Raw genomic sequence first — 25211 nt, 5'->3', positions numbered from 1 at the left:
AAACGTTTGCACACAGTTTGTATTATTTTATTTTTCGATCTAACTTATTGATAATTAAGTGTGTATGTGTGTTTTTGATGCTTCTAGAACTGTTTGGAGAAGGTTTAAATAGTTATGCTTTTAATCAAGCTTCAACCTCGGTCTTTAATTGCCTTATATTCTTTTAAAACCCCTCAAATAATCTAGTTATCACCATTTTAAAGGTGTTTAAATGCCTGTTTTTGACTATTAGTGGATGTTTTAAACAAACGTTTGCGCTGTGAAAAAACATAAAACCTGTTTTCTTAACGTATACCTTGCATTAACAAAAATAAACGAGTTAGGCATTTTTTTATTGTCATATAAATAAAAAAAACTTGCTAGTTAAAAAGAAAGAATACCTCTAACCAAGGTATTTGATGAACAAACAAAACTAATCGTTCTTATGTAGCCTAAAAACTTCATTAAGAATTAATGCTAACCAAACTTAAACCCTTATCGAATGATTAAAAATTTTACTCATTATTTTCAGGCATTGCTTTTCAGAGGTATCTACTATAAATACACCTCTATCAATTCTTTAGCAATTGCATCAAATTTCAAATACTAAAAACTTAATAAACTAATCAAATGGTTAAAATCATTACAAGCATTTGCTGTGCCTTGATGCTATCTTTTTCTGGAATAACAGCTGCAAACGCTAGTTATTCAGAGAGTAATCTTTTGAAAGCCTATTTTGCTTTTCAACAAGATACTTCCAAAAATGCCAAGTATTCTGCTAAAACAGATACTATTGGACAAATGGTTAAGGCATTGCAGAAATTCAAAAATGTACGCGACACAGTTAATATTCGTTCGTCACGTCCAGTACCAAATTTGTCTTTACAGCAAATTGTTAAGGGAAGTTTAGCGGGCGTCTATGTACAAGAGCCAAATGGCGAACCAGGTACAGAACAAAGTATGATCATCCAAGGAAGTTCAGGGTTGTTGTTCAATAAAAAAGACATTTATGCCTTACAACCTGCCATTTATTTAAATGGTGTGCCATTGGTGCAGGATAATCCTTTTGCATTTGATGTGCAAAAGTATGATTATAACAGGATTGGCCCAGCCACAAATTTACTTTCGCAAATCAATATCGAAAATATACAATCGATAGTTGTTATTAAAGATCCTTATGAATTAGCTAAGTTAGGGCCTAATGCTGCAAATGGTGCTATATATATTACCACTAAGAATGCTAGGGGAGGTTTAAGGGATATCAGCTTAAATACTTATTTTGGATATGTAACAGCGCCAAGAGTAAATACGGTTAATGGTGTTTATGAAAATAATTTCAGAAAGCCATTTTATCAAAAATACGCTAATGCGCAAAATTTAGCTAGCTATGCTTCTTATTTAAAAGATTCAACTAATACGGCTTATTACGGTCCGTCAAACTGGAATGATCTTTATTACCAGGATACTCCAACTCTTTCGGCCGATTTAGGTATTACTGGTGGAAGTGATAGAGCTAATTTTAGGTTTTTTGGTTCTGGAACTCAAAATGCAGGTAATGCTGACAATACCGATATTAAAAGATATAACTTATTTTTTGGTATTAATATGGCGCCATTTAAATGGATCACTGTATCAAGTACAATAAACGCTTCAAGATTAGATCGCATTAGGAATAATAGTTTAAGGGATCGTTTTGCTGAGCAACGTTACATCCCTGATTTATCTAATCCACTATCTCCAAATGCAGCTATTTATCAGGGTTTCCTAACTGAAACTGAAAAAAATGTTGACAATAACAGATCTAGTCTTTTAAACGGGAACTTAATCTTAGCGGCAAAAGTTAATAAGATATCTATAACTTCTAGTCTAATTTTTGACTATAACGAAGGTATTCGTGATTATTTTACTCCTTCTACTTTGTTAGACGGTGTTAGTTATATCTCAAATTATTTCGGTTATAGTCAACGTATATTAATAAACAACAACGCAGCTTATAAATTTGAAATCAATAAAAATCACGCTATTGACTTTGAGCTAGGTCAAAGTTTTCAAGGGGATACTTATAAATATAATTATGCCCGAGCATATACTGACAGTGAAAATGACTTTATTAAGCTAAATAAGGTAATTGGAGATGCCAGCTCTGATGAATATCTAGCTACTAATGGTTTCTATGTTTTCAGATATATAGATAAAGAGAAAAATAATTTAATGTCTTTCTATGGTTCGGCGAAGTACAGCTATAAAAATTTGCTAGCAGTTAATGCCATTGTAAGAAGAGATGGTTCTTCAAATGGTCAGCCAGATAGCAGATGGGTAACCACTGCTGCATTTAATGCAAACTATAACCTTAAAGAACAATTCTTAAAAACGAACTCAACTTTTAATACTTTAAATGTGAGTGCGGGATGGGGCAGAACACTTAGGGTATTTTTAGACGATCGTTTTGCAGCAGGGCCTCAATACAGATCTGAGAACGGCTGGTTCGAAGAACCAACAATTCCGGGTTATGGAGGTAGATTAGGTATCAATAGACCATATGGAAGTGGTTTCATTGGTTATGGCATTTCTTTGCCCTATGCTGAAAGAACTAACCTTACTGTGGATGCAAGCTTCTTAAATAACAGGGTAAGCGCTGCCGTCACTGCCTATAATCGTAATGATAAAAATCAAGTAATTGGTATTCCTGTTCCCGTAGAAACTGGGTATGATCTGAATTACAAATCTGGTATGGCTATTAATAATAAAGGAATAGAGTTAATAGTTAATGGTGTGGTCATAGATCGTCCTAATTCGATAAGTTGGAGTACGGGATACAATATTAACTATAACCGAAATAAATTAACGGCTTTACCTGATGGGGTAACTCAATTAATCCTTAACGAAAACAAACTAGAGGTAGGAAAACCTGTAGGTAGTTTTTGGTTATATACAAACAATGGTATTTATAATACAAATGCCGAAGTTCCTGCAGGCCATACCTTTAATGGTATCCCCCTTAAAGCAGGAGATCCTAAATGGGTAGATTATAACGGTGATAACAGAATTGACAACAAAGATAAAGTCATGACTGGCGATCGTTTACCGAAATTCGTAGGTGGTTGGAACAATACCTTGAACTATAAAAATTTCGAATTTAACTTCAACTTCATTTTTGCCTTAGGTCAAAAAGCGATTAACCAATATCAGGCTACCCGTTATGGTTTCATTAAAGCAGAAACTGGAAATGATATTAGTTCTGTTAAGGAAGTATCCTCTTGGCAGGTGTTTGATAACGAGAAGAAATATCCGATCTATAATCCATTTAGTGATGTAGATGCCTATCGTACAGATCAAGATTTGTTCTTAGAAGATGCATCTTATTTGAAATTAAGGTCAGTAACCTTAGGATACGATTTTAGCAAAGCACCATTCTTTATAAAATCTTCATCGAAAATTAAGAGAGCTTATTTATATGCCACAGCGATGAATCTATTAACCATGACCAAATTTACAGGAACTGACCCTGAGTTAATTAACTACAATGGTTATTATGATGGGGCTAATTTAACTATCCCTAAAACTTTTGTGTTAGGACTTAAATTGGATTTATAAAATATATAAGAAAAAGATATGAATAACACGATCAATAAAAGGAACAGTTTTTACAAAATTTCAATTGGAATTATTGTGCTACTGGTTGGTTTAGGTAACTTTTCTTGTAAAAAGATTGAAGATGTACAATCTACGAGATTATCAACTGAAGAAACTAACTGGAAAACTTTAGAAGACGCTAAGGGCAATTTGCTCTCTATTTATGGTTTATTACGTTCGGCAACAGTTGCTGATAATGGGCATTGGTTAATGGGCGATTTACGCCAGGGCGATTTCCAAATTATCAACCGTGCTGATTTAAAAGCAATCGTAAATGGGCAGTTAAATGCTTCTTACCCAGTAATCAATAGACTTGCCAATTGGCGTCGATTTTATGCGGCAATTAATGCAGCTAGTTTATATATAGAACGTTCGGGAGAGATTTTAAAATTAGATCCACGCTATACTGCTTTAAATAATGGAGCTGATATTGCCCAAGCTCGCACAATAAGGGCCTTAGCTTATTTTTACATGAGTAGAATATGGGGAGATGTACCTTTGTTAACTTCTTCTCATGACGGTGAATTTGTTCAATTACCTAGAACATCACAACAGCAAGTCTTAGCCTTTGCAACCAATGAATTATTAGCTGCAGCACAAGTGTTGCCATTTAGATTTGGCGGTACCGATCCCATATTACCGGGTTTATATTTTGGTGGTGGTTGGAGCTCATGGAATGGTATTACGTTTACCAGGTTATCTGCTTATATCATATTGGCGCATATAGCTGCTTGGCAAGGTAATTATTTAGATGTTGCTAATTATGCAAAATATGTGATAGATAATCGGACAAAGTTAAATGGAGATGGTGCTTATAATATAGATTATCTCACTATGACCGCGTTGACAGAAAATGATAATGGCAGTACTAATCCATTTGCATTTAAAAGGTCAAGTTTAATGGTAGGTTTCGCATTTGAATCTGGTAACGGGTTATCAACTGCCAATGGACACTTAGAGCAATTAACACTGGCCGAGCCATTCATACCTAAAAAACAGCCAGAAATGTTTGTGCCAAAGGATACCATAAATAAAGCATTCACTGATCCGTTAGATTTACGTTTCAGCATTGATCCGGTTACTGGGTTGTATAGAACTAATTATTTCTATAACTATGAGTCAGAGCTACCTATTTTTAATAAAATAAAGGTTGTTTATAGGGCTTATACTAATAGCGATTTAATGTTGTATAGTTCTTCATGTGTAATTAGTCGTTTAGAAGAGATTACCTTATTAAGAGCTGAAGCTTTAGCTGTACTTGGAGATCGAAGTGGGGCCATTAGTGCTTTAAATGCATCTACCAATAGAAGGGGAACTACTTATGCATCAACATCTACCGTACCTATACTTGATGCCATTTTTGCAGAAAGAAGAAGAGAATTAATGGGCGAGGGTTGGAGATGGTACGATATTGTTAGGTTAAACAGGATTAAAAATACCAGTGGCGTTTTTACTACTAAAAACGGTACGCCAATGACCTTTAAGCAGTTTGAAGCTGCGGGTGGTATTTACTGGCCGGTATCTCAAGATGTAATTAATGCAAATCCATCAATTACCCAAAATCCATATTGGCAATAATCATATAACTAGAGAAATACATGAAAAATAGATTATATAAATACCACATTTTATTCGCATTAGCGGTACTATGTTTATGCTTTGGTGCTTGTAAAAAGAGCGATTCGCCTTATCATGATTATGTAAATAATGTACAAACTTTTAACGGTTCTGCTTACGAATACCTTAAAGCACAACCAAAAGGTACTTTCGATAATTTTTTATCGATTGTAGATAAGTACCCTGATTTAGTTAGAATACTAAAAGATGAAAAGGTAACCTTGTTTGTGCCGGTAAACAAAAATTTTGAAGTAGCATTAAAATACTTGAATGAGCAAAGAGTAAAAAAGGGAAAATCATTGATTGACTTAGACAATGCAGACCCAATACAGTTATTGTTCATGACCTGCAAGTACATCCTTAAGGATAACAAAACAACCGATGATTACATGCAAACTGTAGATGGTATTGACCAAGAAGCAGTTGGTTTCAATTATCCAATGCATGTTAAATATGTAAAGTTAAGTTCTTCGGGTTATATAGGTGGTGGGCCTGCACAGTTAACTTTTAGCGATCCAAGAGGTGTTATTTTTACTAAATATTGGGTTAATACCACAACCGATGCAGTTAACATTAAAACCAATAATGGAACCATTAACATCCTTACCTCGTCGCATCAATTTGGCTTTGATGAGTTTACTGTAAGATTAGATAATTAGCGCTAGGAAAAAAATGATGAAACCATTATGGACAAGCTGTTCAACAGCAAGAAATATTTGCCCATGATAGCTTCATTACCATTAAAAACAAATATATTCTAATGAAAAATATTAAATATACTTTACAAATAGGATTGGCACTGCTTGGCAGTGTTGGTCTGTTCTCGTCATGTAAAAAGAACTTGCCAGATGCTCGACTTTCCATTGGTAACGATTCGCAGTTTACGCAATACGTTTACAAACCAGTGTTGGGAAGAAATACTTTATTCAGTAACAATTTTCAATTCGGAAGCTCTAGCCGTCCCTTAGATTTTAAGATCGTAAACATGAGGACATTTACAGGCGAGCCTGCACCAGAATTAACTGCTTTTTACCCTGTAATGGTTTGGAAACAAGCTTATGATGGTACAGAAAAATCAATTGCTGAAATTGATGCTAAAAGAGCCTTGGAAAATCATCAGTTATTTGAGATTAGGCCACATTCTGGAGAGTTTTTGATGTGGGCCGCTGCCAATTCAAATCAAATAAAAGCACAACCAGATTCTGGTTATGTTTTCGATGTGGAGATGTCTAATTCTGGAGGTAGAAAATACTATCAAAACTTGAGATTGTTACCTTTTAAAGAACGTCCATATGAGCCATCAAATTTAGACCCAATTATTGGTCAGGGTCCTAATGTATCTGTGTCGCCAAGTGGTGTAAATATTACAGGCGAGCGAGGACAACCTTTAAACGCTGGTACTGATGTACGTGTAGTGTTTAAAAGGAATGGAAATGGCAATAGCCTTACTTTTAAATTTTCAGATACTTTATCTAATCCTATAGATCCTAACAAGTTTGCGGCTACAGATTGGGCAAATTTGGTGCATGGGTTTAACATGGTTAAGACAGATAAATATGTAAAATTCGATGCCGCTTATCCAATTCCGTTAAGTACATACCCAACAAAATACACAACTTTATCTGGTAGTCAAGCTAGGGTGGTGTTTAGGTTTAACAGACAAGCTTTCGGAAATGTGTTACAGCAATGTTTTGTGGCATTGAACTTTAACATTTACCAACAAGGCGATTGGGAAATTACCTTCCAGTTTTTAAGGGATAAACCAAAATTTGATAATGATTAATGGAAACAAATAGATTTAAACAAAACGTATTTCCCATGAAGTATTTTTACACCATAGCATTTTTATTGATTTTGGGTTGCCAGAGCAAAACCTTTGCACAGCAAAAAATTACGGTTACTGGAGTTGTATATGATGGCTCAACAAAATCAAAGCAAACTTTACCAGGGGCTACAGTATTGGTAGACGGTAAGGTGGTTGCACAAACAGGTAGCGAAGGTAGTTACAGGGTGACTGTAAATAGCGATGCGGTATTAACTTTCAGTTATATCGGTTTTCAACCCGTAAGAGAAAAGGTAAATAACAGAACTGTTATCAATGTTACTTTAACTGAATCAAGTGATACTAAACTAAAAGAAGTAACAATTACTTCCGGTTATCAAACCAAAACTAAAACATTAAATACAAGTTCTGCGGTAACTATTTCCGGTAAAGAGTTACAGGGGCAACCTGCTGGCGATGTGATCTCTCTGTTACAGGGTAAGGTTCCGGGCCTGAACATCCAAAATAATACTGGTGCACCTGGTTTTAGGGGCTCAGTTACCATTCGTGGTATCTCTAACATTAATGTTAGTGGTGAAGGTAATTCTAGCTTTCTTACGCCAACATCACCTTTGTATGTAATTGATGGGGTACCAGTTGATGATAATGCAGACTATTCGTATGGTTTTCAACCAGCAGGGCCAGGCGTTTCTCCGGCATCTCAAATTCCACCTGAAGAGATTGAGGATATTACCGTTTTGAAAGATGCAGCAGCAACTGCCCTTTACGGATCGAGGGGTGCTTATGGAGTTATCTTAATTACTACTAAACGTGGTAACTCTAAAGTACCAGTAATACGTTATAGCGGAAGTGCATTTTTGTCTACAGTGCCTCAATTACGTTCAGTAATTGGAGGAAAGGACGAGCGCTTATTAAGAATAGCGCAGATTTTAGGTAACGATACAAGTGCGTACAATGCAATAGATAAGGTTAATAATACGCCATTTCTTTCAGATAGTTTAAATGCTTATTATAACAATTCGACAGATTGGCAGTCGTATTTTTACCGACCTACCGTAAATCAAACCCATAACGTAAATATTTCAGGGGGAGATATGAGATTTAATTATAAGGTGGCATTGGGTGTTATTGATCAAAGTGGTATTCAGCAAAATACAGGGTATACACGTTATAATTTGAACATGAACATGGGTTATCAGCCAAGTGATAAATTCAAATTAGTCGGATCATTATATAACTCTATACAGAAACAACAAACCGGTAGTGGAAACGGTTTGCAGAATGAAGGTGTAGCAACCGGTGGTAGTTCGTCGTCGTTATTACCCGCACCGTCATTATATTCTTCTGTAAACTCTGTTTTAGGGGCATTAACCACAGATAATGACAGTAAGGTTTTAAATACAACAGCTACAGTAAATGCCGATTACGAGGTGTTAAAGAATTTTAAAATTGGTTCTTATTTAAGTTATACGGGGGTATCTAGTGTTAAAGATAATTTTTCTCCAGCAGCTTTAAATGAAAATCAGTCGCAATATTATACCTATAACGATAGATCAACAACCTTGTACAATCGTAACCAATTATCTTATTTTTATTCGCTTAAGGAAAAAGGTGAGGATGCACACAATTTCTCTCTATTTGCTTTCTCTGAGTTAAGGTCTTCATTCTTTAAAGCAGATGCCATTTTAAACCAACAAGGAGTAAATGATCAGTTAAGAGGCCCACTAACCAATGTGACTAGTTATATAAGCTCATTAGGTGGAACTGTAGGCTATACAGATTTGAGAACAATTGCTTTTGCTGGTGCTTTTTCATATAACTATAAGCAAAAATATGTAGTTGATTTTAACTATCGTATAGATGGATTATCTAGTAGCGGACCTAATTCAGGCTACAAGAAAAATCCTGCAATTTCGGTAAAATGGAATTTTAACAAAGAGCAGTTCTTATCAAAACTTAAGTGGCTTGATTATGGAGATTTCCGTTTAAGTTATGGTTCTAACATTACGCCAAATGGTGGTATTTACGATGCTTATGGCAAATACTACGGTGGTGAAAATTACAATAACAGTAAGTCAGTTATTTTAGATACCTCTTTATTACCTAATTTAAGTTTGGAGCCTACCAAAGCGACAACCTATAATGCCGGTTTTGACCTTGGTTTATTTAATAACAGATTCTCATTAGCATTTGATACTTATTACAAACAAACGGATAACATTTTAAAGAATAAAGATTTGTCGGCCACAACCTCTTTTGGTGGCATTTCTGATACACAAATTAGTAACGTAAATTATGGATGGGAGTTTATGGTTACTGGTCGTCCCTTAAATTCATCTAGTCCTTTTAAATTAAGTTTAACGGGTACTTTGGCAATTAACAGAGAGGTTTTGGCGCAGTTACCCGATGGTTTACGTGAAAGGATTTATGATGATATCGCAGCTCAAGATCAAGATACTTATTATCGCCTTGGCTTAAATTCATTATCTAATTATTTGTATAATACCAAAGGTGTATATGCCACCAACAGACAAGTGCCAGTAGATCCATTAACAGGTTTACCTTATCGTGTAGGGGCTAAGAACATATTAAATTACTTCAGAGCTGGCGATCCTATTTTTACCGATTTAGATGGTAACTATGTACTAGATGAAAACGATAAAGTAATTGCAGGTAACTCACAACCACAAATAACGGGCGGTTTTAACACCTTACTACAGTACAAAAGCTGGAGCTTAGAGATCAACACCTCATTTACCCTGCAACGTGATATCTTAAACAACAGTTTGGCTTCGCAATTTGCCAACTTTGGTAACCCTACTTCAATGGGCAATTTAGTACCATTATCTCAATATAACGTATGGGCTAAACCAGGTGATGTAGCTGCTTATGGTAATCCTCTAGATTTTATTAGAGCATCGATCATTAATCCTTTTAGGTATTCTCAAACCTTGTTTCAAGAGGATGGTTCTTACCTTAAATTAAATTCGGTAAAGGTTTATTATACTTTGCCACAGAATTTTACCAGCAAATATGGGATGAATAGGGTAAGTGTAAATGCAACGGCCTCTAACTTAGGTTTTATTACCAATTATTCTGGGCCTAACCCAGAAAACGTAACAACTTTAGGTAGGGATTATCCAGGTGGATACCCTTTAGCTAAACAGTTTGCATTTGGTTTAAACATAGAATTTTAATTTTTTAAACGATGAAAATGAAGAATATAAAATATTTACTGTTAGTAGTGGTCTTATTTTTTATAATACCAGGTTGTAAAAAGTTCCTAAACGTAACGCCAATTGATGCCCTATCTGGTAACAATTTTTGGAAAACCAAAACTGATGTTGAAGGTTTTACCAATGGAATTTATACCCGATTGAGAGATAAAGTTGGTGATGGCCCTTTTTTACCAGCTTTAGAGATGAGGGGTAATTTTGTTTCGGGTAATGGGGGCACCAGTTCTAATGATGCTGCGGGTAATACCAATTACAATAATTTAATTGCCAACAACTTAAAGCAAGTTTCTAGCACCTCATTTAATAATATGCAAAACTGGAAAGCTTGGTATGATGTTATTGCTGCTTCCAATATCTTGTACAAAGAAATAGATCGAGTATCAAGTAGTGAGTTGTCTGATACAGAAAGAAAAAACTATAAAGCTGAGGCTGTATTTTTGCGTAACCTGAGTTATATGTTCATCTGCAAACTTTTCGGTGATGCCATTTACTACACTGATGCTTACCATAGTCAGTCTTTAGCTAGAACAGGTCAAGTAACGGTGATGAAAAATTGTATTGCAGATATGGATGCTGTAAAGAATGATTTGCCAGTAGTTAACGCTGATCCATCTAAAGCTGGTTTAAGGCCTACTAGGGGAAGTGCAATTGCCTTATTAATGCATTTAAACATGTGGGCTGCAGCTTGGGATAACACCGATAAAAAACCTTATTATACTGCTACTATTTCTCTGGCTAATGAGTTGGCTACTTATACTAATTATCAGCTATTACCTATTAATGCAGAAAACACTAGAAGGATATTTAAAGGTCGTTCGCCTGAGAATTTGTTCTCTATTTTACAAGATTTTAACTACGGTGAATCTTTTAGCCAACAAGCTTTGTATGGTTATTTCTTTGCACATTTCCCATTATATGGTGGTGTTACTACAGCTACTAGTAGAATGACTTATAAGAAAGATTATATCATTAAGCTTTTTCCTGCAGGTGTAGCAGATGCCAGGTTAGCTACTTGGTTCGAGAATTATGATTCGGGTACAAATAGTTTTCAATTTAAAAAGTACATGAATATTTATGCTACAGGTTCGGGCTCAACTTTAACCGTGAATAGCGATGATAGTGCTATCATTTTTAGATTGCCAGATATGATCTTGTTGGCTGCCCAAGCTGCCGCAGAATTAGATAACGATAGTCAAGCAAGAGATTTTGCTAATCAAGTAAGGTTAATGGCTGGCGCACCTTTGCTGATTACTAGCGGCGAAGAATTAAAAAAAGACCTCTATTTTGAGAGGTGCCGTGAACTAATAGGAGAAGGGCAATTCTTTTTTGATGCGGTGCGTACCAAAAGAATTTTAGATGCAGATTATTCAAGTAACCCAATTACTGTAACAGATTTCAATGCTGGTGCATGGACATGGCCATTAGCTATTTCTTCTGCAGAGCGTTTGGCTAATCCTAAATTGGTTGGAAATAATTTTTGGAATTAATACATATGAAAATGAAACATAAAAATAAAATTGTTTTTTTAATGCTGGCCGGTGTATTAGTGTTGTTTGCTGGCTGCAAAAAATATTATTTCGATAGTGGTGTACATGAGGCTAAATTTGACGGTACAATTTTACAGTACTTAAAATCGAAGCCAGCATTTTTCGATAGTACCTTAAGGGTAATAGAATTAGCTGGGATGACGGACGTAGTTGACAAGGAGCAAATCACATTTTTTGCTCCACCAAGTGGTTCTATTTATAAATCAATTAAACGTTTAAACCAATATTTAAAATTTAACGGCAAGGATACGGTTTCTCAATTGTCGCAAATTAAGCAGTCGGTTTGGAAAAATGCCTTGTCTCAATATATTTTCAAGGGAAAAAATTTATTAAAAGATTACCCTCAAAGAGACACTGCATCTTACCTAGCTTATCCTGGTCAAAATTATACCTCTTACGCTGGTAGAATTATGAATGTTGGCGTTGTATTTAACGATGCGGGGGGTGTGATTTATGCTGGATATCGCCAATTGTATTTGGCTTATATACCGGATTTATCTAACCCACAGGTATCATTGGTTAACATCCCCGTAGCTAGTTCAGATATTCAGCCTAACAATGGTGTGGTTCATGTACTCAATAAGACAAAACTCAACTTTGGGTTCAATACAGATACGTTTATAGAACAGGTTGTTTCAGCGGGTATTTCACCTCCAACACCTTAATTGTTAAATAATTACCTATAAAATTGAATAAGATGTTTAAAAATAAAATATATCAATTTAAGCTAATCGGTCTAGCGCTGCTTGCCATGACTGTAATTGTTGCTTGTGAAAAAGAGAAAGGAATTGCAGAAGATCCTTATGCCGGAGGTAAAGGTGCATTGCCCATTAGTATTCTTTCTAAAAATACATCGCCTGATATTATAACAGCTGGTGCCAGCTTAACCATTAAGGTAAGCGGTTTAACAACGGCAAAATATAAAGATACCGATTTTAAGATATTTGTAAATGAGATTGAAGCTCCTTTAACAGCAAGGACAGATAGTACCATAACTTTTAATGTACCATTGGATGCTAGTACTGGTAGCATGTGGGTTGAACTGAATGGCCAATTATTCTTTGGTCCAGTGGTAAAAGTGGGTGGTAAGGTAAGTGTAGACAATGCGTTTAAGATTGTAAATGGTGCTGGAACGGTAACAGGTACTGGAAGTACTGATGTTTACGCAATGCAAGTATTAGCTACTGGGAATTTTTTACTAGGTGGAGCTTTTAGCAATTTTGAACTAAAGGGTACCGAAAAATTACCTAATGGAGGTATTGTTCAGATAGATGGTGATGGAGCTTACTCTACTGCCAACAGTTTTAATTTTGGAAAAGGCGCTGTAGGTGGTAATCAAAGTATCTATGCTATTAACCTGATTAACACAGGTACACATGCAGGCAAATTTATAGTAGCGGGAAGTTTTACTGCTTATAATTCTACTCGTGGAAATAGACAAACACTTAACAATATTACCCGGTTAAATGCTAATGGCACCTTGGATAGTGTGATTGTTGACGTAATTAATCCCAAACCAGAAGAAATCTATAAAAATAGAGACACCATTTCCTCATTTAATGCAGGTGTTGATGGGACAATCAAAAAAACCTTTGTTTTCGGCGAACAAGTTTACATGATAGGTAATTTTCAAAACTTTAAGAGAATGTATGTGCCTAATTCTAGCTATGATGCAAAAGTTTACGATGTGACTAAAATGCGTCAAATGGTAAGGGTAAACAATGATGGTTCAATGGACTCGACTTTCCATTATAATAAAGTAACCAAGCAAAGTGCAATAGGTGCTAATGGTGGTATTACCGATGCCATTATGCAAGCAGATGGCAAATTAATTTTGGTAGGTAATTTTACCACATTTAATGGTACAACTGCTAATCATATTGTTAGGTTAAATTTGAATGGGAGTGTAGATAATACATTTAACGTAGGTACTGGATCCGATGGAGACATTTATTCTATTCGTCACAATGCAACCACCAATAAAATTGTAGTAGCAGGTTTATTTAAAACTTTTAACGGAAAAACTGTAGATGGTTTAAATTTATTAAATGCAGACGGATCTAATGTGAATACATTTACGAGTTTAGGCTTTTCAGGAGGTCTTGCCTCTTTCGCTGGACAGTTAGCTAACGGTAAAATAATAGTAGCTGGTTCTTTTAATAAGTATGGCTCCTATATGAGACAAGGATTTACCATACTAGAAGCAAATGGTAGCTTAGCAATAGGTTACAACAATATAGGCGGTTTTCAAGGAAGGGTTTATGACATGTATGAGAAATCAATAGCAAATGGTACCAGCGTTATTTTGGTTGGTAATATTGCAAGGTTTAACTCAATCATCCCTCATAATGTACTACGATTAATTATAGCTAACTAATAGATTTTAAAGGAAGGGACATATAATATGAAAAGAATTATGAATTTGAATTTTAAGCACCTAATCGCAATTATGATCATGTGCTTAGTTGGGCTAAATTTTGGTTGCAACAAAGATTTTGAAAATACATTGCCAAAATCCTATAAAGACAATGTAGCTAGTTTAGGCGATGGCTCTAAGAAAGTGTTATATATTATTTTAGATGGAGTAACGGGTGCGTCAATTAAAGCTTTGGCTCCCCAAAATATAACACTCATTAACGAAAAAGCTACCTATACATTTGACGGTTTAACAGATGATAACTTAAATGTAATGACAAATGCTGCGGCTTGGACAACCATGTTAACTGGTGCAGAATATACCACGCACAATGTAACTACGGAAGATTTTTCGGATCTGAATTTACAACCCATTCCAACTATTTTTACCAGGATTAAATCAACTATCAGTAACGCTAGAATGGTTTCAATTGCTTCAACTGCTGCTTTCAATGATAAATTAGCTGGAGATGCGACCGTAAAGCAAAACCTAACAGACGACGCTGCGGTTAAAACTGCAGTGTTAAGCGAATTATCAACAAATAACCCTAGTATGGTTGTAGCACAATTCCATGGGGCTGAAACTGCAGGTGCCGCAAATGGTTACACAGCTAGCACGCCAGCCTATGCGAATGCCATAAAAACCATTGATACCTATATTGGAGAAATTTTAACAGCACTAAAGGCCAGAAAAGGTTTTTCAGGAGAAAATTGGCTTGTTGTATTGGCATCAAATAAAGGTGGCGGTGTATCAGGTGGAGCTGTTGGGTCGAATATCTATGGTGATATGTCAAGAAATACTTATGTGGCATTTTATAACCCAAGGTTTTCTTCTTTTTTAATAAATAAACCAGACGATAATAGCTATCCATTTTTAGGACAGGCAGTTCGTATGGTTTCAAATGTAACTACTAATGGGCAGGCTTTACTTTCAAATGCAAGTGTAGGCGATTTTGGGACAAGTGGCGAATATACATTTCAGATGAAAGTAAGAAGTGATGGCGGTACTGCTAGTAACTACGCCCATTTTTGTGGTAATATGAGTAACTATACGGCAAGGGAAGGACTAAACGCAACTGGATGGGATTATATGACATGGGGAGACTCATACTATTTTAGTTTCGGTGGAGCTTATGCTATAAACGTTGGCGTTAATATTAGAGACGGTAAATGGCATACACTTGCGTTTAAATTATTTAATAGTGGAGCTACGCGTTATGTCGCTTTATTTCAGGATGGAAAAAAAGTTATAACTGCAGATATTACTGGAAAAGATTTCACCAATCCTGCTGCATTGCATCTTGGTCCTGGGAAAGCTACATCTACAAGTGATGGTGCATCTATATCTTTTAGAGATGTAGCTATTTATAATTATGCGCTAACGGATGATGACCTTATAGTGAACATGAAAAAAGAAATATCACTTGTTGTTCCTAATGCAGATAAATTGTTAGGTTGCTGGCCAGCAAATGAAGGTAGCGGAACTGTGCTAAAAGACATATCAGCTGCTAAAAATAATTTTACAATAAATGCAGCAACAAGTTGGCTAACATTTAACGAAGCTTCACCATTTGTAGGAGGTAATATTAGTCAAGAAGCTTATGGTACTGTCCCAAATGGTATCGATATTCCGGTTATGATATATTATTGGATGAATATCGCTGTTCCTAGTCAATGGGGCTTAACAGGTAAATTGTATAGTCCGAAAGTTAATTTACCTATCAACTAATTAAATATTAGAAATATGAAACTCAATCATTTCACAATATTATGTGCTGTAACCTTGCTTTTAAGTGTTACTGCTTGTAAAAAGTATGGTTACAATATTCCAGATGGCTATCCTGACAATTCTGGCAATATAGCTACAGGTACAATTGATACCAACTTGAAGGTTATTGATAAATCAAAGTATGCCCAGGCAAAGGTTTTTCCTGGTTTGGTAGATCAATCAGAACCTCGCGTAAAAGATGCCAAATTTACCCTAGATTTAAATTATAGTGATCAAACTGCAGATATTTTGCGTATTTCTGTAGCGCCTGAGCCACAATTCAGCACAGGATATTATGCCGCACCAGGAGAATTGGTAAAGATTGTAGTACCACAAGGTATAGAAGGTTTGGTTGTTCAAATTGGTGGGCATACAGATAATCTTAATGGCAAAACACCTTTACTAAGAGATCCTATCGTTTATATGCGCCAACAGCTTTATGCTGGTAATAACTTTGTACGTAATTTATATGGTGGTACCATTTATATTCGTGCTAGTCATGCTTATCCAAATCCAGTAGAATTTACCATTACTAATGCTGTGGTTTCGCCAGATTATATTTTAAACACAACTAATGATGCCGCTTGGATTGATCAAGTTAAGGCTTCAAGAGTGCCTTGGTTAGAATTGAGAAGTAAACGAGTGATTTTTTTAATTCCTAGAGATAAAATAATCGCTTCTTTGTCAACAGCTAAACCATTTAATAATCCAAAGGCCGTAATGGAAAACTGGAATACAGTTTTTGACTTAGATTATAACGGTTGGATGGGCCTATCTGATAATGCGATTGATGTAAGGGATAGGAGCCCACAAGGAGCTTGGCGAGGAATTTTAGATATCCAGTTAAGTTTAGGATATGGACACAGTGGCTTTCCTTTTGTGGGTTTGAATGATAGCGAATGGTTTGGAGCCATGACATCCTTAAACACTGATGGCGCTTGGGGAACTTATCATGAGTTTGGACACAATATGCAGCAAGGAAGAGTTTGGAGTTGGAGTACTTTAGGAGAAACGACTAATAACTTATTTAATTTTAAAGTTGCAAATAGACGCGGTACCAACTATAGTATTTTACATCCTGCAGTTACTAGTGGTTTCCCTTTGGCCGTTACTTATGCAGCCACAGCAGGGGCAAAAAACTTTGATACGGATGCGGCAATGAATGATCCATTTAAGCGAATGACTCCATTTGTACAGATCTTTGAAAAATATGGTTATGGAGCAATGACCTATTTGTATACTGAAGCCCGTCATGCCGAAAGACTGAACAATAGTGATATTACCATGCATAATTTTGTGTACGAAAAATTGTCTGACTATACTCAAATAGATTTAGGAACATTCTTTGATGCTTGGGGGATTTTAACCAGTCAGACAGTAAGAGATAAGGTTGCGGCTAAGTATTCACCTTTAGATAAGCAAGTTTGGACTTATAATCCACTAACTAAAACTGGTGGGACAGGTACTATCATTCCAATTGTTTATCCTAATGTCGTAAGCGTAAGCTCAAATGCTGCAGGTGATGGGGATTCGAGATTCCTAGTAGATGGTGTAATTTCAAATGCCTCGTATTGGCATTCTAACTATGGCACGGCAACTCCAACAAATACCCTAGGCTATCCAATAAATATTATTATTAGAGCCGCGTTATTGCCTATTCCAATTAAAGGAATGACGTTTGCCCAACGACAGAACAACAGTGGTGGGTATGTAAAAGATGTAGAGATTTTTACAAGTTCAGATAATGTAAACTATACTTCTGTAGGTACCACTACACTACCGCAAAATATTGCCAAATACGATTATACATTTCCTGGAGGAGTAGTTAATGCCAGGTTTATAAGAGTAGTGATTAAGAGTGGGGTAAATGCTAGCTATGCAAACCTTTCAGAATGTAATATCATTAAACCTTAAATTAAAATGATGAAAAAGCACAACTATATAATTTTAGCAAGTATGGTATTTTCAATACTGGCTATCACAGGGTGTAAAAAATATGATAATCCACCACCAGTTTATGAAGATTTAAAGCTAATTAGTAATGTACAAAGGAAGGTGCTTGTAATTAGTATTGATGGGGTTACTGGCAGTGAGCTTAAAACCATTGCACCAACAAATATTACTGAATTACAAAAAACATCGAAGTACTCTTTTAATGTGATAAGAAGTGGTTTAGGTAATGATGTCTCATCATGGGTAACCATGGCAACTGGAGTTGGACATGCCAAACATTCAATTGGTACAGCTAATTTTGAGAAAATAATTGATCCTAACGCTAATCAACATGGTGAGACTAAATCTTACAGAAATGTTTTGGATTACATTACCCAATATAAGGCTACAAAAACTGCAATAATTACACCCTGGGATAACCTGCGTAAATACTTAATCAATGGAGATTTTACACCTGTAGTTAGTACAGATATCGCAGTTAAGGATAGCACCATCAATATCATTACTAAGCAAGATAATATCGGTGCTGTAATGGTGAATTTTAGAGATGTTGAAACTGCTGGTTACAATGGAGGTTTTGTGGCTACTAACGTTAATTATAAAAATGCTATAGTTAAGGCAGATGAATACGTTGGCAACATCATAACCGCTTTAAAAACAAGAAAAAATTACGCCAATGAAGATTGGTTGGTTATTGTAACGACCAACCATGGCGGAAGCGACACTAACCCTAAAGAAGGATTTTTAATCGCATCCAATAAAAATCTAAAGGAGCAAGAAGTTAAAAAATCGGGTTTTAATACGATTTTGTTTACAGGAGCTAATATTCTTGCCTCAGTACCAAACGATAATGGTTTGTACGATCCAGGAGAAACCAAAGATTTTACAGTTCAAATGCAGGTGAAATTTAATGTACAAACTCAATACCCAGGATTTATTTCCAAAGGTACATCAATGATTGGTTCTGCCATTACAGGGTGGATGTTTAGGCAAGGTAATGCAGGTGTTTCAGCCGCTGTTGGTGGTACTTTAAATGGAGGTGGAGGAAAGACTGAATATGGTGGAGGTAATGCAGCAGATTTTAGCTGGCATACCATAACCTTATCTGTGAAAATGGTTAATGTAACAACCAGAACTTTAACAACATACCTAGATGGGGTACAAGTAACCACTGCAAATATTCAGTCGAAAAGAAACCTAAGCACCACAGAAAAACTAACCATTGGCTATAAAAATGTAGACAACGGTGGTACAGGATTATCTTTTCAAGCAGCTGATTTATGCTATTTTAATACTGCGTTAGATGCAGCTACAATTTTAGCAAACAAGGGTTTAAAGGATATCACTAAACATCCTAATTATGCAAATTTAATAGGTTATTGGCCAATTGATGAAGGAGCTGAAGGTACTGTAGGTAACAAAGCTCCTGGAGGTTATGATATGGTGTTAAGTGGTGCATATACTTGGAAATCTATGGGTGCTGATGTTCCTGCTAGTGTAACTCCTGATCCAAATGCAAGTGGTAAATCTATTATTCTAACACCAGCTTCAGTATCTGCTACTATGCTTTATTGGATGAATGTTAAGATTTTGCCAGAATTTGGTATTGATGGTAATCCTTTCTTGAACCAATTTGAAATAGAGTTTTTAAAATAATAAGCTATAAGTTGTAACATCAACTGGATGTTTTATCATTAAACAAGCGTTTGCGTTTAAATTGGTTTATGAAAGAGGAAGGTTAGTTAGAATTAAGATTTTTTGGTGCTCACATGTTAATTTGATGCATCAGAGAAATAGAATGTTAACTTTTTAAATCAAACGGTTGCGTGAAGGTTAATAAAATTAAAGTTCGTTTATTACATAACTTGCGATAACCTTAACAGTAATGTTGATTTGACTTTTAATGTTAAATCTTGCTGGTATTAGAATATAGTTAGCTTAGAATATTTAATTGAGTTTTAAAATAATAGTTTGATTGATTGCTTATTCCCTTCGCCATTTTGGTGGCGAGGGGTTTGCTAGTCTAACGTTCTCATTAGGTTTAAAACACACATAATTAATGACTGTTTGAACAGTCGCACACTTAATACACAATATATGTTTCAGGAAATCTTAGCTAGCTATGGTTTGCAATTCGACGATTTTAAAATAGAACCTTACGGCTCTGGACTTATTAACTACACTTGGAAAATTTCAGGTGAAAACAACTACCTATTACAAAAAATAAACGTTAATGTTTTTAAGGAGCCAACACGAATAGATGAGAACCTGCTTGAGTTAAGGAAGTTTTTAGATAAATATGCACCAGATTATTTATTCGTATCGCCTTTACCCAACCTTAAAAATGAGACACTTTTTGTTTTTAATGGAGAGTATTATAGAATATTCCCTTTTATCAAGAATTCTACTTCATTAGATTTTGTAAAAACTCCTGAAGAAGCATACCAAGCCGCAAAACAATTTGGCGAGTTTGCAAAAGAGCTTGATGGATTTAATACTAAAAAACTGAAGTATACACTTGTGGATTTTCATAACCTTCCTCTTAGGGTAACGCAGTTTAAGTTGGCTATACAAAGTGCTAGCGTAGAACGTTTGCTTGAGGCCGCAACTGAAATCAATGAATTGATTAAACTCGAAGATATAGCCACAAAATATCAAGAGCTAATTGATAATGGTAGCCTAAAAAAGCGAGTTGTTCATCACGATACTAAAATCAGTAATGTTTTGCTTCACCAGGAAACAGGGGAGGGACTTTGTGTAATAGACTTAGACACTGTAATGCCAGGTTATTATATTAGTGACATTGGCGATATGATGAGAACCTACTTGTCTGAAGCAAATGAGGAAGAGAAAGACCTATCTAAAGTTGTGGTAAGAGAAGAAATGTTTTTTGCCATTTACCGCGGTTACATGGAAGAAATGGGTGATGTATTATCAACATCAGAAAAAGCAGCCTTTGTTTTTAGTGGTCAGTTTATGATTTACATGCAGACCTTGAGGTTTCTAACAGATTTCTTAAACAATGATGTTTATTACCATACAACATATCCCTCTCATAATTTGGTAAGAGCAAAAAATCAACTTCAGCTGCTTAAATCATATTCTTCTTTAGAGCATGTTTTTGAGAAGGTTTTTCAAAATAATTTACACACAATTTGATGCCAACGATTAAAGCCACTTAACTAAGTGGCTTTTTTGTTATCTCACCTGAAATTTTTCCCTGTACTGTGAGGGCGTCATTCCCACACTTTTTTTAAATACTTTCCTGAAAGCTTTTGGATCGCTATAACCCGAGTTAAAAATAATTTCAGTCATTTGTTGACCTGTTCTTTCCAATAGTTTTTTAGCTGCGGCAATTCTAGTTTGTTGTAAATATTCTATTGGAGTGATTCCGGTTACTTGCTTAAATCGCCTAACAATGTTTCTTCTGCTAGAAGGAATATCTTTTATTAACTCTTCAATGGTGGTAACATCATGGTAATTACTTTCAATTTTTTGTTGTGCAGAAGCTACTAATTCATCATTATGGTTACGTGATGGTTGAAAGGTGCTGAAATAAGACTGTTTATCCCTGTCCATGTCAATGGCAAAAACCTTAGCAATTTTGATGGCCATTTCATTTCCGCAAAACTCTTGCACTAAATGTAATAATAAGTGAAATGATGAAGTTGCTCCACCACTAGTATATAGTCTACCATCTTGGGTAACTGTTCTATCGGCTTTTAGATTTACCTCCGGAAAAGCAATGGCAAAGCCGTCACTGGCATCAACATGCGTGGTTGCTATTTTTCCATTTAATAAACCACTTGCACCTAATAAAAATGCGCCGGTGCAAAATGTGCCAATGCTTGCACCATTATTATATTGACTAATGAGATGAGGAACACAAAGCCTGTTGGCTTGCAAGGTTTCATGCATATTGTCTGATGTAAAAGCTGGAATTAATATTAAATCTAACTGCTTCACATCTTTTATAGATTGTAACTGATAGCCAAATGATTCCTTCTGGTTTTCAATAGTTTCATGAGATGCTAATAAATTCAATTCAAATGGTAATTCATCTCCAGCAGTTGCGTAAAATTTATTTACGGTTTCAAATACCTCTAAAATTGCTGCAACACTTAATAATTTATAATTCTTGCTTAATAAAACTCCTATTTGCTTCATAAAAATCAATAATTGAAATACTAAGATATAAATTTTGTCTTAAATGCCCCCTAATGTTGACTTTTACGGCAATCATTTTATGCTTTAATATGTTTTAACTTAGTGTAACCAAAAAATAAAATGATGGAACCAAAAACAGTAAGTAACAGAATGTATGCAATTATGACATTGTTTGATATGCATACCAAATACTTTCATCAAGCATTAGAAGGGATTTCTGATGATGATGCAACCGAAAGATTAAATACTAAGGCAAATCATATCAAGTGGTTGGCAGGTAGCTTAATTCAAGAAAGATATGAGTTGGCAAAGATTTTTGGGCAGGATTTAATATCTGATGCTGATGAACTTTTTAAGGATCATAAAGGTATTCAGGATGATGCTATTTACCCTACTTTAGATGCTTACAAAAAAGATTGGGATAAGATAAGCCCAATTTTAAGAGAAGAATTAATTAATGCAACAGATGAAAAATTGGAGAAGGTTTTAGAATTTCCTGGAATGAGTTTCTCAGTTTACGAGATGGTTTCATTTGATGCTTATCGTGAGGCAAACTGCATTGGTCAAATTGCCCTATGGCGTAGATTATTAAATTACCCAGGTATTAATTACATGTAATTTAAAAGATGGAAAAAGATATTATAATTTCAGATTTTAACAAGGTTTTTTCTGATTTAATAACAACGGTTGAAGGGTTCGATTACATGAGTTATAATCAAATTCCTTTTGATGGAAGTTGGACACCTGCACAAGTAACACAACACATTATTTTAGCGAGTGAAGGATTTGTTAAGGTTTTAAATGCTGAAGTAAAAGATGCAGAAACGGCAATTGATGAGAAAAAATCTCAAATCAAAGCTATTTTTTTAGATTATGGAACTAAAATGAAGTCGCCAGATTTTATTCTTCCTGACCTAAAGGAATATGATAAGGAAAGACATCTTGCCAAAATTGCGATTATCCAAGAAGGAATTGCAAAGGCAATTAATGATTTAGACCTAGGGAAAACTTGTCTGTCATTTGAATTGCCGGGTATGGGGCATTTAACAAGATTGGAGGCAATCTATTTTGTTACTTATCATACAGAAAGACATATTCATCAACTCAAAGAAATTCATCGTTTTCAAAAATCGGCTTAACCTAAAATACCATGACCATTTTATTTTCTATCCTCTTATTCTTGGCCGTATTAATTGGCTTCTTTTTATTCTTAGCATTGATTATTAAAAAAGAATATTCAATTGAAAGAGATATTACAATCAATAAACCAAAGGAGGAGGTGTTCGATTATATTAAGATAATGAGAAACCAAGAGATGTATAATGTTTGGGTAATGAAAGACCCGAATGTTAAACTGGTTTACACAGGAACGGATGGAACTGAAGGTTTTACCTGTGCTTGGGAAGGAAACAAACAAGCAGGAAAAGGTGAGCAAGAGTTTAAAAAAATTGAAGATGGAAACAGTTTAAACATCGAATTAAGGTTTGAAAAACCATTTGAAAGCACTTCACAAACTTATCTATTCACAAAAGCTGTTGGTGCAAACCAAACCAATTTGAAATGGCAAATGATAGGGAAAAATAAATTTCCAATGAATTTGATGAACATAATTATTGATGGACTTTTAGGTAAAGATTTAGCTAAAAGTTTAGAGAATGTTAAACAAATTTTAGAACGTAATTAATAAGTCTTCGACTACGCTCAGACCCGATAGCTATCGGGTGACAAATAAAATAAAACAAGAAAAATAATAATTAGTAAATCAATAAAAATTAATGTCATGGTGGTAAATCCGTATGTAAACTTTAATGGTAATACCGAAGAAGTTTTTAACTTTTATAAATCAATTTTTGGTGGTGAGTTTGCTTTTTTGCAACGTTACAAAGATATTCCAAAAGAGGATAATACAGAAGGCTGTGTTGACGAAGTGCCTGACGCCGAAGGCAACAAGATCATGCACATTTCCCTAAACATTGGCTCAACTATGTTAATGGGAACAGACGTGCCTTCTAATATGGAGCAAGTTAAATCTGGTACAAATCTATCGCTTTGCATAAGTGTTGATAGTAGGGCAGATGCGGACCGAATTTTTGCAGGATTAGCTGAAGGCGGTAAAGCACAAATGCCTTTACAAGATATGTTTTGGGGCGATTATTATGGCATGCTAACCGATAAATATGCAGTGCAATGGATGATTAGTTTTAATCCTGCAAATGACGGTAAAAACGATAAAGCATGATATGTTAATTACAGCGTAATCTGTAACGATTAAGTCTGTCAGCTGTCTAAACAATCAAGGTTATTTAGGCAGTTGATAAAAAATAAACAATGAGTAATATGGTTGAAGTTTTTAAAACAGATGTTTCAAGATGTGATGATGCTCAAAGACTAATTGAGCAGATTCATCTAAAATTTACTGACTATAAAGCCAATTTTGATTTGGAAGATTGTGACTTAATTCTTCGTGTTCAATCTCTTAATAGTTCAATAATACCAGAAGCTATCATTTCAATTTTAGAGCAAAATGGATTTTATGCCGAAATTTTGGAAGATGATTTTCAGCCAAGTGTCAGTATTTTCTCCAGCCTACCTAGCTAGATTTTATTTTCAATTCCTATTCGCTAACTTTATAAACAGATTAAACCTATCCAGATGTTTAAAAAATTAGCAGTCCTATTTATATTGTTCGCCTCAACATTGTCTGTTTTTGCCCAAAAAAAAGATGATATTTTAGGTAAATGGCTTAATTCATCAGGCGAAGGGCAAATTGAAATCTTTAAAAAAGGCGAAAAATACTTTGGCAAATTAGTTTGGATAAAAGACCCAAATGACGAAAATGGTAAACCTAGAACGGATGTCAAGAATCCGAATACTAGCTTGAGAACAAAACCAATTTTGGGGCTAGAAATTGTAAAAGACTTTGTTTATGAAGATAATGAATGGACTGAAGGAAAAGTTTATGACCCTAAAACTGGCAAATCTTATAGTGGCAATATGAGTTTGGAAGGTGTAAATAAATTGAAAATGAGAGGTTACATTGGCATATCTCTTATTGGAAGAACAGAAGTTTGGAAAAAAGTTAAATAATCTCAATATAAAATATCATCTGGCAC

Annotated in this window: 19 protein-coding genes; 18 read left to right on the top strand and 1 reads right to left on the bottom strand. The window is 35.1% G+C overall.

What is annotated here, in order from left to right:
- Positions 1 to 609: 609 nt before the first annotated feature.
- The 12 genes from EZ428_RS09540 to EZ428_RS09485 all read left to right on the top strand — a co-directional run bounded on the left by EZ428_RS09540 (position 610) and on the right by EZ428_RS09485 (position 21090).
- On the top strand, positions 610 to 3573 hold the full coding sequence (locus tag EZ428_RS09540) for a SusC/RagA family TonB-linked outer membrane protein (RefSeq protein WP_131552916.1): 2964 nt from the start codon (positions 610 to 612) through the stop codon (positions 3571 to 3573).
- A gap of 18 nt (positions 3574 to 3591) precedes the next feature.
- Entirely contained in the window at positions 3592 to 5190 is a 1599-nt protein-coding gene (locus EZ428_RS09535) for a RagB/SusD family nutrient uptake outer membrane protein (RefSeq protein ID WP_131552915.1), read from the top strand.
- 20 nt (positions 5191 to 5210) lie between these two features.
- Complete coding sequence (locus EZ428_RS09530) at positions 5211 to 5888, top strand: hypothetical protein (RefSeq protein WP_131552914.1); 678 nt, start codon at positions 5211 to 5213, stop codon at positions 5886 to 5888.
- Positions 5889 to 5989: 101 nt separating this feature from the next.
- The gene (locus tag EZ428_RS09525) at positions 5990 to 7012 is read left to right on the top strand and encodes a DUF5007 domain-containing protein (protein ID WP_131552913.1); all 1023 of its coding nucleotides are present in this window, start codon (positions 5990 to 5992) and stop codon (positions 7010 to 7012) included.
- 35 nt (positions 7013 to 7047) lie between these two features.
- Entirely contained in the window at positions 7048 to 10209 is a 3162-nt protein-coding gene (locus EZ428_RS09520) for a SusC/RagA family TonB-linked outer membrane protein (RefSeq protein ID WP_165501747.1), read from the top strand.
- A 17-nt stretch (positions 10210 to 10226) separates the two neighbouring features.
- Positions 10227 to 11735, top strand: coding sequence for a RagB/SusD family nutrient uptake outer membrane protein (locus EZ428_RS09515; RefSeq protein WP_165501746.1), 1509 nt, complete (start codon positions 10227 to 10229; stop codon positions 11733 to 11735).
- An 11-nt stretch (positions 11736 to 11746) separates the two neighbouring features.
- Positions 11747 to 12460, top strand: coding sequence for a hypothetical protein (locus tag EZ428_RS09510; protein ID WP_225871031.1), 714 nt, complete (start codon positions 11747 to 11749; stop codon positions 12458 to 12460).
- Positions 12461 to 12492: 32 nt separating this feature from the next.
- The gene (locus EZ428_RS09505; RefSeq protein ID WP_131552909.1) at positions 12493 to 14172 is read left to right on the top strand and encodes a DUF5008 domain-containing protein; all 1680 of its coding nucleotides are present in this window, start codon (positions 12493 to 12495) and stop codon (positions 14170 to 14172) included.
- Positions 14173 to 14211: 39 nt separating this feature from the next.
- Positions 14212 to 15939 (top strand): LamG-like jellyroll fold domain-containing protein, encoded by a 1728-nt coding sequence (locus EZ428_RS09500; protein ID WP_165501745.1) that lies wholly within the window; start codon positions 14212 to 14214, stop codon positions 15937 to 15939.
- 15 nt (positions 15940 to 15954) lie between these two features.
- Complete coding sequence (locus EZ428_RS09495; protein WP_131552907.1) at positions 15955 to 17892, top strand: M60 family metallopeptidase; 1938 nt, start codon at positions 15955 to 15957, stop codon at positions 17890 to 17892.
- Positions 17893 to 17898: 6 nt separating this feature from the next.
- A complete protein-coding gene (locus EZ428_RS09490) occupies positions 17899 to 19587 on the top strand; it encodes an alkaline phosphatase family protein (protein WP_131552906.1) in 1689 nt (562 codons plus the stop codon).
- A gap of 441 nt (positions 19588 to 20028) precedes the next feature.
- Positions 20029 to 21090 carry a phosphotransferase enzyme family protein gene (locus EZ428_RS09485; protein WP_131552905.1) on the top strand — a complete coding sequence of 354 codons (1062 nt, stop codon included), beginning with the start codon at positions 20029 to 20031 and terminating at the stop codon, positions 21088 to 21090.
- 39 nt (positions 21091 to 21129) lie between these two features.
- On the opposite strand, the gene EZ428_RS09480 is transcribed toward EZ428_RS09485, so the two are convergent.
- On the bottom strand, positions 21130 to 22098 hold the full coding sequence (locus tag EZ428_RS09480; protein WP_131552904.1) for a GlxA family transcriptional regulator: 969 nt from the start codon (positions 22096 to 22098) through the stop codon (positions 21130 to 21132).
- A 123-nt stretch (positions 22099 to 22221) separates the two neighbouring features.
- Here EZ428_RS09480 and EZ428_RS09475 point away from each other — a divergent pair, with 123 nt between their 5' ends.
- From EZ428_RS09475 to EZ428_RS09450, 6 genes are all read left to right on the top strand, one after another.
- Positions 22222 to 22716 (top strand): DinB family protein, encoded by a 495-nt coding sequence (locus EZ428_RS09475; protein WP_131553383.1) that lies wholly within the window; start codon positions 22222 to 22224, stop codon positions 22714 to 22716.
- A gap of 8 nt (positions 22717 to 22724) precedes the next feature.
- Complete coding sequence (locus EZ428_RS09470; protein ID WP_131552903.1) at positions 22725 to 23237, top strand: DinB family protein; 513 nt, start codon at positions 22725 to 22727, stop codon at positions 23235 to 23237.
- 11 nt (positions 23238 to 23248) lie between these two features.
- A complete protein-coding gene (locus EZ428_RS09465; protein WP_131552902.1) occupies positions 23249 to 23782 on the top strand; it encodes an SRPBCC family protein in 534 nt (177 codons plus the stop codon).
- Between the two features lie 96 nt (positions 23783 to 23878).
- The gene (locus EZ428_RS09460) at positions 23879 to 24337 is read left to right on the top strand and encodes a VOC family protein (protein ID WP_131552901.1); all 459 of its coding nucleotides are present in this window, start codon (positions 23879 to 23881) and stop codon (positions 24335 to 24337) included.
- An 89-nt stretch (positions 24338 to 24426) separates the two neighbouring features.
- Positions 24427 to 24696, top strand: a complete 270-nt coding sequence (locus EZ428_RS09455) for a hypothetical protein (protein WP_225871030.1) — start codon at positions 24427 to 24429, stop codon at positions 24694 to 24696.
- 54 nt (positions 24697 to 24750) lie between these two features.
- Complete coding sequence (locus EZ428_RS09450) at positions 24751 to 25185, top strand: DUF2147 domain-containing protein (protein WP_131552900.1); 435 nt, start codon at positions 24751 to 24753, stop codon at positions 25183 to 25185.
- Positions 25186 to 25211: the final 26 nt, after the last annotated feature.

Origin of the sequence: Pedobacter frigiditerrae, assembly GCF_004331645.1 — a bacterium.
GTDB classification, from domain to species: Bacteria; Bacteroidota; Bacteroidia; order Sphingobacteriales; family Sphingobacteriaceae; genus Pedobacter; species Pedobacter frigiditerrae.
This window is presented reverse-complemented; position numbering and strand designations above follow the sequence as displayed.